General features: G+C 37.4%; 11 protein-coding genes. 3 read left to right on the forward strand and 8 right to left on the reverse strand.

What is annotated here, in order from left to right; translation table 11 throughout:
* Positions 1–127: 127 nt before the first annotated feature.
* Together NYQ66_RS09325 and NYQ66_RS09330 are read left to right on the forward strand one after the other, a co-directional pair.
* Positions 128–1,279, forward strand: a complete 1,152-nt coding sequence (locus NYQ66_RS09325; RefSeq protein ID WP_259869063.1) for a conserved virulence factor C family protein — start codon at positions 128–130, stop codon at positions 1,277–1,279.
* A 20-nt stretch (positions 1,280–1,299) separates the two neighbouring features.
* On the forward strand, positions 1,300–1,728 hold the full coding sequence (locus NYQ66_RS09330; RefSeq protein ID WP_259869064.1) for a BrxA/BrxB family bacilliredoxin: 429 nt from the start codon (positions 1,300–1,302) through the stop codon (positions 1,726–1,728).
* Between the two features lie 44 nt (positions 1,729–1,772).
* Here the strand turns inward: NYQ66_RS09330 and NYQ66_RS09335 are convergent, their stop codons facing one another.
* The 4 genes from NYQ66_RS09335 to NYQ66_RS09350 form a co-directional block, all read right to left on the reverse strand.
* Positions 1,773–2,021 (reverse strand): alpha/beta-type small acid-soluble spore protein, encoded by a 249-nt coding sequence (locus tag NYQ66_RS09335; RefSeq protein ID WP_259869065.1) that lies wholly within the window; start codon positions 2,019–2,021, stop codon positions 1,773–1,775.
* Positions 2,018–2,278, reverse strand: coding sequence for a hypothetical protein (locus NYQ66_RS09340; RefSeq protein ID WP_259869066.1), 261 nt, complete (start codon positions 2,276–2,278; stop codon positions 2,018–2,020). Before NYQ66_RS09340 ends, NYQ66_RS09335 begins: the two co-directional genes overlap by 4 nt.
* 108 nt (positions 2,279–2,386) lie before the next feature.
* Positions 2,387–3,568, reverse strand: a complete 1,182-nt coding sequence (locus tag NYQ66_RS09345; protein ID WP_259869067.1) for a D-alanyl-D-alanine carboxypeptidase family protein — start codon at positions 3,566–3,568, stop codon at positions 2,387–2,389.
* A gap of 228 nt (positions 3,569–3,796) precedes the next feature.
* Positions 3,797–4,753: an alpha/beta hydrolase gene (locus tag NYQ66_RS09350; RefSeq protein WP_259869068.1), complete on the reverse strand. Its 957-nt coding sequence runs from the start codon at positions 4,751–4,753 to the stop codon at positions 3,797–3,799.
* Between the two features lie 759 nt (positions 4,754–5,512).
* Here NYQ66_RS09350 and NYQ66_RS09355 point away from each other — a divergent pair.
* A complete protein-coding gene (locus NYQ66_RS09355) occupies positions 5,513–6,916 on the forward strand; it encodes a Na+/H+ antiporter NhaC family protein (protein ID WP_259869069.1) in 1,404 nt (467 codons plus the stop codon).
* Between the two features lie 23 nt (positions 6,917–6,939).
* Here the strand turns inward: NYQ66_RS09355 and NYQ66_RS09360 are convergent, their stop codons facing one another.
* The 4 genes from NYQ66_RS09360 to NYQ66_RS09375 form a co-directional block, all read right to left on the reverse strand.
* Positions 6,940–7,236 (reverse strand): HNH endonuclease, encoded by a 297-nt coding sequence (locus NYQ66_RS09360; RefSeq protein WP_259869070.1) that lies wholly within the window; start codon positions 7,234–7,236, stop codon positions 6,940–6,942.
* A gap of 189 nt (positions 7,237–7,425) precedes the next feature.
* A complete protein-coding gene (locus NYQ66_RS09365; RefSeq protein ID WP_259869071.1) occupies positions 7,426–8,649 on the reverse strand; it encodes a coiled-coil domain-containing protein in 1,224 nt (407 codons plus the stop codon).
* Positions 8,650–9,039: 390 nt separating this feature from the next.
* Positions 9,040–11,265: an alpha-galactosidase gene (locus NYQ66_RS09370; RefSeq protein ID WP_259869073.1), complete on the reverse strand. Its 2,226-nt coding sequence runs from the start codon at positions 11,263–11,265 to the stop codon at positions 9,040–9,042.
* A 77-nt stretch (positions 11,266–11,342) separates the two neighbouring features.
* Positions 11,343–12,629: a glycoside hydrolase family 27 protein gene (locus tag NYQ66_RS09375; RefSeq protein ID WP_259869074.1), complete on the reverse strand. Its 1,287-nt coding sequence runs from the start codon at positions 12,627–12,629 to the stop codon at positions 11,343–11,345.
* Positions 12,630–12,631: the final 2 nt, after the last annotated feature.

Below are 12,631 nucleotides of genomic sequence, written 5' to 3' on the forward strand. Positions count from 1 at the left end.
CTTGGCGGAACTTCTAGATGTGACACTCCTTTTTGTGACTGATACGATTATAGTTCAACAAAATGGAATATCTCTATTATTTTTGTTAAAATCACTCCTAAGTAATACTCTAAAAGGGGGGGCACTATTGAAAATTGTATCCATTGAACCAACACCAAGTCCTCATTCAATGAAGATTAACTTAAACGAGTTGTTACCAGACAACGAAACAAGGAATTATAAACAAGGTGATGATTTATCCAGTGCACCTATGTATATACAGTCTTTATTCCAGATTTACGGCGTGAAAGGAATATACCAAGTGGTAGACTTTATTGCTTTAGAACGGCATCCGAAAGTGGATTGGGAGGTTATTCTTCCCGAAGTACGGAAAGCGCTTGGTACAGAAGAAGTTAACTTACAGGAAAGCATCCACCAAAGGAAAGTAGAAGCTACTGATGAGGCGTTTGGCGAAGTAAAAGTACGCATACAGATGTTTCGAAATATCCCAATGCAAGTAAAGCTTGATGATGGGAATGAAGAAAAACGTTTTGGTTTACCGGCCATATTCATGGATGCTGCCATGGAGGCATCTGCCGCTTCGCCGAATTTTGTCATGGAAAGAAAATGGGTTGAGCAACGTCCAAGGTATGGTCCTCTAGAAGAAATTGGCAATGATATTGTAGATGAACTATCTGCAAGTTATGACCAAGATCGTTTGAATCAATTAGTAAAAATAGCATTAGACAACGATAGCGAAGCTCCAGAAAATCAAACAACAATGGATGATATTTCGCTTTCCGTATTTCATCATGCAGACTGGAAGGTAAGGTATGCAGCACTTGATCATATGGAACCATCCTTTGACAAGCTACCATTTCTGGCAAAAGCTTTGGAAGATGAAAAAGCGTCGATCCGGCGTTTGGCGACTGCTTACCTTGGAATGATCGAAGGACCCGAAGTGTTACCATACTTATATAAAGCATTAAAAGACAAAGCGGTAACCGTGAGACGGACAGCTGGTGACTGTATTTCTGATTTAGGGTTTAAACAAGCTATGCCAGAAATGATTGCATCTCTCTCCGATTCTAATCGACTTGTACGTTGGCGTGCGGCCATGTTTTTATACGAAATTGGTGATGAAACTGCCATCCCGGCACTAGAAGCAGCAGTAAATGATCCTGAATTTGAAGTTCGCATGCAAGTGAATATGGCTTTAGAACGAATTAAAGGTGGCGAAGCTGGTAAAGGGTCTGTTTGGCATCAGATGACACAGGCAACACGTAAAAATAATAATTAGTATATGAGGAGGACATAACAATGAATCCGTATGAACAATATATGAAGGAAGTCTCAAAACCAATGCGCGACGAACTAACAGGAGCTGGTTTTACTGAATTACTAACCCCTGAAGAGGTAAATGAATTTGTTTCAACGATGGAAGGAACTTCTTTGGTCGTTGTAAACTCTGTCTGCGGCTGTGCTGCTGGATTAGCAAGACCAGCTGCAAGACTTTCCTTAGAACAAGATAAAAAACCAGATCAACTAGTTACAGTATTTGCTGGACAAGATCGCGAGGCAACAGCAAAAATGCGCGAATTCTTTGATGGCATAGAACCTTCTTCCCCATCCATGGCATTAATGAAGAATGGTCAAGTGCTACACTTTATTCCACGTGAAGAAATCGAAGGCCATGAAGTAGAAGAAATCGTAAACAACTTAATTACAGCTTACAACCAATATTGCTAAGTATTAAAATCCCCTTTTCGTTTTATGAAGAGGGGATTTATTTATTATTTTTTCATATTATTTTTTGCCATTTCAATCATTTCTTTTACCATACTTCCACCTAAAGTTCCACCAATTTTCCCAGCGTCCTTTGCTCTAATGTTGCCATTATAATTTTTTGATAAGTCAATTCCCTGCTCTCGTGCAATTTCATATTTCGCATCTTTTTCGTTATTGACCTTTGCAATCTTTGCCTTTAGTTGATCTAATCCCTCTCTTGCTTCAGGCACTAGTATTTTATTTCTTCTACTCATGGTTGATTCACCTCGTTCATTATCGTTGTTATATCTTTTAACAATGCATGCACATCCTCATTACTTAATAACAAAGGTAGTTGATCATTAACGGTAATCGTGCAAGATTCATTTCGTTCTGCATTGTGCGATAAATACGTGAACAAATTATTCAATTGATGTTTCGATAAAATAGACTGTGTACTAATAGACTTTACCTGTGTTAACAAAAATGCATCATGATCCATTTCTCCGGAAAAAACTGCGCCTTCAAACATAAGAATCTTCCTTTTTTATTTAGTATTACTCCAATAAGTTGATTTATTACTTACATACAGTAGTTTTTTTTAGCAATAAAAAAGAACTCCGAGGAGTCCTTTTTTATATTACTTATATAATTGTTTCCGTCTAAATATAAAAATGGCGATGCCTAAGAGGATCATCAATGGAACAATCCAATACAGTGGAGATACAGTCTTTGTTTTACTGTCGGTGATAACTTGTTCTTCACTCGTTTGTTTTTCCAGAACAGGCATTTCTTCTACTTGCTCTTTCTTTAAAGGAAGACTAATATTCAACATATCATCGCTTTGATCAATGGATAAGTGCCCATCCTCTGTCACTTCAAGGATTGGAACATCTCCAACGATCTGCGTATAAAATAACGTGTCCGCCGTAATAAAGGTTTCCCCCTCAGTATTTTTGAACGTTGTACCTTCTTCGATCGACGTCGTTTCAAAATTCTCAAACCCATAGTCTAAAAGTGCCACTGTATCATTATAGGCCTCCAATTGAATCGGGCTATTTAATGTAATAACAATTAGACTAATTTCATCTCGCTCAGCTGTTGTCATTAAAGTGTGCCCGGATTCATCTACGAAACCTGTTTTACCACCTGTAATGCCATCATAAGGAATCTCTCTCATTAACCGATGATGATGAAATATCGTTGTTACCCAAGACTCTCCATCCCACTCAAGTTCTTTTGTAGCAATAATTTTTCGAAAAACATCATTTATCATTGCGTATCTGCTTATATCGGCTAAATCTTTGGCTGTTGTTATATGATTTGGATCGTATAGGCCGTGCGGATTTTCAAAATGTGTGTCCTTAACACCAATTGTATTCTCTAGAAAATCATTGATATTTTCTGCAAATCTTTCCACGCTTCCATCTAGATGTTCAGCAATCGCAACTCCAGCATCATTCCCAGAATTAATGAGAAGTCCCTGAATTAGCTTTTCAAGGGTTACTTTCTCTCCAGGTTCTAGATATACTCTTGTTCCATCGGCATCTCTTGCACGTTGACTAACTGTAACAATGTCATCTAATTGTCCTTTTTCAATCGTATAAATAGCAGTAGCAATTTTTGTTAAACTAGCCGGATATAATGGTACACTCGCACTTTTTTCATAAAGTACCTGCCCAGAATTCGCATCCATCAAAATTGCTGCTTCACTTGTAATTTGATCTGGATAATATTCAAGTTCTGCTTCAGCGTCGACAGTTTGCATAGTAATGCAATTGAAAATAAAGAAGATCCCTAGTATCATGCTTATTTTTCTCATGTTTCCCCACCTAGATGTCTCTATATAATTAAAAACTTATTCTAATTTACCACTATTAACTAATAAAGTACATGGAAAATGTTGAATTTTGTAGGATTATGTCAAATTATTAGTTATTTTTTATAACTATTTATTATTCTCTCCATATAAATACGGGAAACTCATTTTAAGTTTGTCGGTGGATAAAAAAATAAACACTCCTCCATGTGGAAAAGTGTATAGCAACAATTACTGCTCTAATGTATTCTGGATGAATGCATTTAATCGTTCTTGATACTCTTGTGTCGCAACATCATAGGCTTTGGTATGACCTGCTTTTGGTACAATCCACAATTCTTTCGTTCCACTAGCAGCATCATATAATTCATATGCCATCTCAGTAGGTACTAATTCATCAGCATCCCCATGAACCAATAATAATGGTTTTGTGTTTTTCTTTACTTGGTCTATTGCCGATGCTTCTTCAAATGTATAGCCAGCACGAACGTTTGTGATGACACTTGTCACCTGCATAATAGGGAACGATGGTAAGGAATACAAATGTTTGAGTTGGTAACTTAATTCGTCTAAAACACTCGTGTACCCACTATCAGCAATAATTCCCTTTACTTGTTCTGGTAATTCTTCGCCACTTGTCATTAAAACAAGGGAAGCTCCCATGGAATTTCCCTGTAGAAAAATATGATCTGTTTCGTGTTCGGCAATTAGCCAGTCAATCCACTTGGTATAATCAAGTCGATCGTGCCACCCATATCCAATATATTCACCTTCACTTTCTCCATGCCCCCTAGCATCCGGCATAAGAATGTCAAAGCCCTGCTCATAATAATATTGTGCTAAATCTCCCATTTGCTCCTTATGTCCTCTATACCCATGGGCTAGAATAACAGCCTTACCTGTAGAATTTGTATTTTTAAAGAAGTTAGCGTGGAGGTTTAGGTCATCATAAGAAGTAATTGATATCTGTTCAGCACTTTCTTTATTCGTCTCAAACCAGGCTTTTGCTTCATCTAGTAGAGGATTTGGTTGTTCTGCAAAAGCAGTTACTGATTCATCTTCTTTATGCAAGGACACCTCGATGCCACGTTTCACACTTTCACTATAGAAATAATTCCCTCCGATAATAAGTGCAATGAAAAAAACACTTAGAATAACGAGTAAGCTGATCCATAGTTTTCTTTTCATATTGATTTTCCCCTTTTTATTTACTTTGGCCTTTTATTTGATGATGTTTTTTAAAATGGCAAATTTATATAGAGTGCGTCATTAGCCCATCTTCTGACATTTCCAAACCAGGTACTCGAAAAGCAGTCAGAGAAGTGTGCGATCACTGACATGAAAGTCCCTCGAGAGCAGATTGAAGTCAGAGAAGTATGCGGTCACTGACATGAAAGTCCCTTGAGAGCAGATTGAAGTCAGAGAAGTGCGCGATCACTGACATGAAAGTCCCTTGAGAGCAGATTGAAGTCAGAGAAGTGCGCGATCACTGACATGAAAGTCCCTCGAGAGCAGATTGAAGTCAGAGAAGTGCGCGATCACTGACATGAAAGTCCCTTGAGAGCAAATTGAAGTCAGAGAAGTATGCGATCACTGACATGAAAGTTCCTTGAGAGCAGATTGAAGTCAGAGAAGTGCGCGATCACTGACATGAAAGTCCCTTGAGAGCAAATTGAAGTCAGAGAAGTATGCGATCTCCAACAATTAAATGCCTCAAGAGCCGATTGCAGTCAGAGAGATATTCAATTCCCAAAATTTAGCTAGTACACTGTTATATATGTTACTTTTTTGTTACGACGGAGTTTATATCAACTCCGACATTATGATAGACAATAATGTTTTTTAAAAAATACTTTACATTAAATTTACTAGACACCTCATTATACATAATAAACACCCAAAATCACATAATAGAGGGAAACTTCTTTACGGAAGGTGATAAATATAATGGAAGCAAGTTGGCTATCAATTATTCCTTTTTTAATCGTAATACCAGTAGCGATGCTAACGAAACAAGTATTGCCAGGTCTTCTGCTAGGCTTATTAGTTGGTTCCTACCTCATCTCTCCTTCTTTAATCGGAGGGGTACAAGAAATGCTTGGATATGTAGTACAAGCTCTCATTGATGAAAATAATATAAAAATTATTGTATTTTTATATGCTTTTTCTGGTTTAATTGGCATGATTAAAATGACTGGTGGGATCAAAGGCTTTGTAGAAACATCTGCCGATAAGATAGCCACAAAGAAGCAAGCATTGTTTCTTACGTATATTTCTACAATCGGTACTTTCAGTGCACCAACATTCCGATTTGTTACCATTGCACCAATCATGAAAGCATTACTAAAAAAAGTGAAAATGTCGACAAAAGAACTTGGCTTTGTTATAGAAACGACTGCAACACCAATTATAGTGTTAATCCCTGTTGCTACAGCATTTGTAGGATATATGGTATCTGTTATTCAAATATCAACGGAAACAATTGGGAGTAACATTGACCCGTATTCGTTATTTATCCAAAGTATCCCGTTCAACTTTTTTGCCATTGTCATTATCGTACTTGGCGCCTATTTAAGTTTCTTTCACCATTCGCATACGGATGCACCAACCCAAATGGATGACGAGACAGAAGAAAACGATTGGCATGATTGTCATCCAGCGGTACACAAGGATCTTCCATCAAAGCCTTTGAACTTGTTAATTCCGATTATCTTAGTTATTTTTTTCACCCTATTTTTAACATGGTGGGATGGACAAGCAGAAGGTGTTTCATTTTTTGAAGCATTTATCCATGCGGACGTATTAGAGGCAATGGTCGTTGCTTTGATTATTACTGTACTATTATCGATCATTCTTTTCTTTGTCCAACGATTTAAGCTCTCAGACCTTATTTCTAGCTTCATTGTCGGTGGGAATGACTTAATGTCTGTCATCGTTTTACTTTCTATTGTTTGGGGATTATCCTCGGTAACAAGTGATTTAGGTTTTTCCGAATTCATAACCGCACATACAGATTGGATACCTAATTTATTTATTGCACCACTTCTGTTTTTGTTTGGTTCAGTCGTATCTTATTTTATTGGATCCGCGTGGGGGACTTGGGGTATTCTTATGCCATTAGGTGTATCCGTGGCTGCTGCTGCAGATCTTTCATTACCACTCATTATCGGTGCTGTTTTTGCTAGTGGATCGTTTGGGGCGTTCGCTTCTCCATTGAGTGATGACACCAATACAATAGCAAAAATATTGGATTTAAAAGTTATGGATTATGCAAGATTTAAATTAAAGCCCGCTTTAATTGCAGCCTTTATTACAACAGTACTATATACCGGAATTACATTTATATTATAAGCTAAAAGGAGAGTTAGGTCAGTTCACCTTCCTCTCCTCTCTCTTGATTTTTTCACTCTAACTATATCAGTTGGTGCTTGTTTTCGAATCCATTTTATATATTTAGCAATCTTTTCATCATCCTTCAGAAGAGGAATAGTCGAAAGTCTTAGTGCAAGTTCGGTATTTGTGTACAACGCATGAATTTGCTTGTGACATGGGATACAAAGCATGGCTGTTGCTTTAAATGTTCCTCCCTCTTCCTTAGGAGTGAGGTGATGTTTGGTAAGTGCTACATTTTCTCTGTCACACAGTTCACAGACTCCTCGATCTTTTACCATGAACTGTTCAACTCCTTTCAATAAAAAAAGCTTCTCTTTCTTCTTTAAGCATTCCCTATTTCTTTCATTCCATAGACTAGTTTGGAATTTGTCCGGTAAGAAGCGAGTGCGAAGAATATCCTCTTGCTTTGTATAGCTTTCTTTAGATCAAGATGCAAATAAAAATAGAGCCCTTAGGCTCTATCAATATCAATCAATTATTCTTCGTACATGTCCAGTAAACCTTTGGCCCCAGTAACTATCGTTCATGTTTGCAATCGCAACACCAGTTGATGACTGTGAACCAATAAATTGATTTCCACCGACATAAATGCCGACATGACCATTTGTCTTATACGTGTTAAAGAAGACAATGTCGCCCGGTTTCATTTCGCTTACAGATACTTTTTTACCTTGGCCACTTAGACCAGCTGTGCTAGCACTTACATTTACACCTATCTGGGAAAATGCCCAACTTACAAAACCAGAGCAATCAAACCTTCCATGCGCTATGTCATAGGCATTTCTTCCACCTGCAAAGACATACACGGAATTTCCAATATATTTTTTACCTACGTTAATGAGATCGCTAGCACTTCCGCTAGCTACTGAAGTTGAAGGCAAACTGATTCCACCGTTCGTTGTTTCCGACGATGCAGATAGCTGATTAATTTGTGATTCTTGACTTGCACGTTCTGCTTGTTCTAGTTCTGCTTGTTGTATTGCTAAGCTTTGATCTCTAGCTTCTAGCTCTGCTTTTATATCTACATTATCTTTTTCTTTTTCTTCTAAATCCGCTATTAATGTTTGTTGTTGTTCCTTTTGATCTAATATTTGAGCCTGCATACCTTCTAACTCTGCTTTCATATCTTCTAAGTTATGTATTTTAGTCTCAATCGTTTGACTTTTTTCTTCCAGAACTTGTTTATCTGCTTCTTGTTTTTCCATCAAATCATTATCGGCATCCATTAATGTAGTGACTAACGATACACGATCAATAAAGTCACCAAAGCTCTCCGATCCCATAATCACTTCTAAATAACTGATGGATCCGCCTTTATGTTGTAGGGAAACTGCTCTTTCTTTTAAGATGTCATGACGTGCATCTATATCTTCTTGTAGATCAGAAATCTCTTCACGTAAAATCTCTACTTCTTCATTTGCGATATCAATATCATCTGTAGTCTGTTCAATCATTTTTTGATTATCTTTCACTGCCTCATCAATCCGATTGATTTGATCATTCAATTGAATCATTTCTTCACGAACTTGATTGATCTCTTCTTCTGTTTTTTCAATATCTGATTGAATCTCTGAACGCTGCTCTTGGATTTGCGATTTAGTTACTTCAGCATGGACAGTATCTGCAAAAAATGAATACATTAGACCTAATGCCACTGTCGTCATGATTACTATGTTCCTCTTTCCAGCCACTCGCTTCCCCTACTTTCGTTCGAATATGAAAATGTTTATAAGATTTTTTTTATTTCATCGTTAGTAATAGGTAATTTTTACTCCATTGGTAGTATATCACTTATAAATTTCATTCGTGTTATGTAAATATTACAATTCTATTTCAATTGTGATAGGTTAGTAGGTAATTCGAACTGTTTTGATAGATTTTTAATAGAAAAAAACCTTTTGTTACATTGGAATCTGTAACAAAAGGTTTTTCTTAACTATGCTTCTGCAGTGGCTAATTGCTTTATTTTACTTGGTATTGGAAAACCTGGCATCGTTTTTATAAACAATGCACCATCAGTTTCTATTTTCCTTCTACTATATTCAACATCTTGTATGTCTGGTGTATAATGAAAAACAATCTCAGATATTTGGTCCTCTATTAACCCGAACTAATCTATAAATCTCTGAAGAATAGTCACCAGTTTTGGATACTATTTGATCTTTAATAGGAATACCAGCTTGCATTAATTCAGCACCTAAGAATATGCCATCTCTACCTTCTACTTGATATTGATAGGTAGGATGTAGGCCTTTTAACAAGATGCGACCACTACCTACATTTGGTTTAGCTAATACTTGAAAACGCCCTACAATAGCTTCATCCTGATTTTCGGAAACAATCATCCAACTCGTAACATTTCCATCTCCATCAAACGGACTTTCCATTCGGTAAAATACACCATTATGAATTAAATTTCGATTTTCTTTATAGAATACAATTTGACGTTTAGTCATTTCCTTTTCTTCCGTACTCATCTTTGTCACATCTAATTCATAACCAAACTGACCGAAATACGCTACGTCGCCTCTCATTTTCAAACTAGTGGAGCGATGTAGTTGATGGTTAGGTATAGCTGAGACGTGAGCCCCCATCGAACTTACTGGATAAGCATAGGAAGTACCATATTGGATCTTCAAACGCTCCACCGCATCGGTATCATCACTTGTCCACCCCTGTGGTGCATAGTGAAGCAAACCTGGATCAAAACGCCCACCACCACTTGCACAAGACTCAAATAGTACATGTGGAAAAGCAGTAGTTAAACGGTCATACAAATCATAGACGCCTAAAATGTAGCGATGTGGTAATTCTTGTTGCCGATCAGCACCCAAATAGGCTGAGCCAATTTCAGTCATCGGACGATTCATATCCCATTTCACGTAGGATATTGGCGCATCTTCTAAGATTTTTGCCATGCTTTTATAGATGTAATCCACTACTTCTTTTCTGGAAAAATCAAGCACGTATTGGGATCGAACCTCTGATCTTTTTCGGTTTTCCACTTGTATAGCCCAGTCCGGGTGTTTTCTGTATAGCTCACTATTTTTTGAAATCATTTCTGGTTCAAACCAAAGGCCAAATCCTATACCTAAGTCGTTAATTTTTTTGGCCAATCCATCTATTCCGTTCGGCAGCTTTTTCTTATTAACAAACCAATCTCCCAAAGAGGTCGTATCATCTTCTCGCGTGCCAAACCAACCATCATCCAACACGAATAATTCGACGCCAAGCTCTTTTGATTGTTTTGCCATGGTGTAGATCTTTTCTTCATCAAAATCAAAATAAGTTCCTTCCCAATTGTTCATAAGAACTGGTCTAGCCTTATCACGCCATTTCCCTTTTGCTAACCTCTTCCGATACAAGTTATGATAGGTTTGACTCATTCCGTTTAATCCTTGATCGGAATAGACCATAACTACTTCTGGTGTTTGAAAACTTTCGTTAGGGCTTAGCAACCAATTAAAATCAAACGGATTGATGCCTAGTTGGACTCTAGCAACATCATACTGGTCTACTTCGATTTGTGCCAGGAAATTCCCACTATAAACTAGACTAAAACCATATACCTCACCAATATCCTCGGTTGCATCCGGACGCTTTAAAGCAAGAAACGGATTTTGTTGAATACTACTTGCTCCAGTAGTACTAGACACACTTTGTATGCCACTTTCTAGTTTTCTTTCTTTTACATGGCGCTCTCTTGACCACGCCCCAGATAAATGTACCATCTTAAAATTGGAGTCAAATAAATCAACACTTGCACTCATGACTCTCGGTAATTGTACATCCTGTTGTCCATGATTAATAAACTTTGCGCTACGTACGGTTGCATTATAGTTTTCATAAACGGTATAGTACAATATAATTTCTGCGTCGATCAAATCATCATACAAAGAGATCTCTAGCGTATGTGCTTCATTTTCTTGTTCAACATATGTAGCTGGAAGCCCTTCTAATGTTGGTTTTCCTTGATAGATTCGATGTTCCTTATATACAAAATCTGTAATTCTACTTCCGTTCTCCTGTAAGACTTGGTATCCAGGTTGTCGAAAGTCTGTTGTTCCATAGGCTGGAAACTCTTGTTTTATTTTATCTAAGTGAAAGGTTTCCCCTTCTTTTAGTTCGTTCCCTGTCGTTGCTTTGATTGTTGTATCATATAAATGCTCAAAGGATTCACGTTGTTCTAATTTCTTCCCAAAATAAAGATGCCCCAGTTGATTATTGCGAAGAATGGTGAAGATATAACTTGTTTCTTTTGCTTGTAAATGAAACTCTTTGGTCTGCTCATTATAGTATATTGGCATTAGCTATAACTCCTTTTAAGGTAATTCTTACTTTTCGCACAGTTGATAAAAAGCTTTTGAATCTATTTCCAACTATCCTAATACAATTTTATCAAATTTGCTCCATGTTTAGGAATATATTTAGAAAGCGTTTTCGTAATTGTTCCTAACTCTTCTTTTGCCCATAAATCACGAGCATTTTTCTCAGAAGAGATACCTAGTTGATGTAAGCTAATACTTACTTCACAATCTGTTTCAGATGCATTAAATAACGCAACATATATTTCCCCACGGTTATTTTGTGTCATCCAAACAATCTTGTCATGATCGCGTTGGACAAGTTTAGGATTATAACAATCCCGATGCATAGCTAAGACTTCTTTATTTGTTATCAAGGAATTCGTCCAAGCATCATTATCATTTAATTCCCCACCAAACATTAACGGTGATTTAAAAATACTCCATAGTGTCATCATTGTTACTTGTTCGTCTTTTGAAAAACGCGTATATCGATTACTTCCATCACCATCAACAGAGCGGATGCCGATATGACCTAACGGGAGCATATCACAATCCGGCCAATTCCCAGGTTGCACATGTTCACTCCATATCTCACATCTATCAAACATTTGGTAAAGGTGCTCCCACTTATCCCAAAAATCATCGGTCATTCTCCACATATTAGCATGTTGGTTTAACTGCTCCGCATATTCTATTGGGGCAGGTCCTGGTGAAAGACTTAATACGATCTCACGCCCACAATGATCAATTGCATTATGAATTAATTCAATTTCATCTAAATGCGCATCATAAAGACGTGAAGCAGCAATATCATCCACTTTTACAAAATCAACACCCCACGATGCATACAGTTCAAAAAGGGAATTATAGTAGTCCTGCGCACCTTCTTTTGTCGCATCCACACCATACATATCTGTATTCCAAGGACAAATCGAATTTGTATGTGCGATGTCTCTTGCACGTAAGGTTGTTCCATAGATTGCAGTATTGGCATGAACGGCTTGACGTGGAATACCACGCATAATATGAATACCGAATTTAAGACCTAAACCGTGTACATAATCCGCTAGCTTTTTAAATCCCGATGGAAAACGGTTTGATGCGGGTACTAACCGTGAATATTCATCCATTTCTAAATCTGCAAAAGGTCGATAAATGGAGGAATTCGCCTCTGGTTCATACCATTGAATATCAACAACGATATATTCCCATCCAAAGTCTTTTAAGTGCTTTGCCATATAATCCGCATTTGCTTTTACCTCTTCTTCTGTTACAGTTGCACCATAGCAGTCCCAGCTATTCCACCCCATTGGAGGCGCTTGTGCAACTGAAACAGTCTTCCCTTTGTTTGCTTCGATCCCCATTA

The organism is Aquibacillus koreensis (assembly GCF_025154055.1).
GTDB classification, from domain to species: domain Bacteria; phylum Bacillota; class Bacilli; order Bacillales; family Amphibacillaceae; genus Aquibacillus_C; species Aquibacillus_C koreensis.

Coding starts and splice junctions, on each gene's coding strand:
- NYQ66_RS09330 (WP_259869064.1), top strand. CDS start 1,300: ATGAATCCGTATGAACAATATATGAAGGAAGTCTCAAAACCAATGCGC.
- NYQ66_RS09355 (WP_259869069.1), top strand. CDS start 5,513: ATGGAAGCAAGTTGGCTATCAATTATTCCTTTTTTAATCGTAATACCA.
- NYQ66_RS09375 (WP_259869074.1), bottom strand. CDS start 12,629: ATGGGGATCGAAGCAAACAAAGGGAAGACTGTTTCAGTTGCACAAGCG.
- NYQ66_RS09370 (WP_259869073.1), bottom strand. CDS start 11,265: ATGCCAATATACTATAATGAGCAGACCAAAGAGTTTCATTTACAAGCA.
- NYQ66_RS09340 (WP_259869066.1), bottom strand. CDS start 2,278: ATGTTTGAAGGCGCAGTTTTTTCCGGAGAAATGGATCATGATGCATTT.
- NYQ66_RS09335 (WP_259869065.1), bottom strand. CDS start 2,021: ATGAGTAGAAGAAATAAAATACTAGTGCCTGAAGCAAGAGAGGGATTA.
- NYQ66_RS09345 (WP_259869067.1), bottom strand. CDS start 3,568: ATGAGAAAAATAAGCATGATACTAGGGATCTTCTTTATTTTCAATTGC.
- NYQ66_RS09360 (WP_259869070.1), bottom strand. CDS start 7,236: ATGGTAAAAGATCGAGGAGTCTGTGAACTGTGTGACAGAGAAAATGTA.
- NYQ66_RS09350 (WP_259869068.1), bottom strand. CDS start 4,753: ATGAAAAGAAAACTATGGATCAGCTTACTCGTTATTCTAAGTGTTTTT.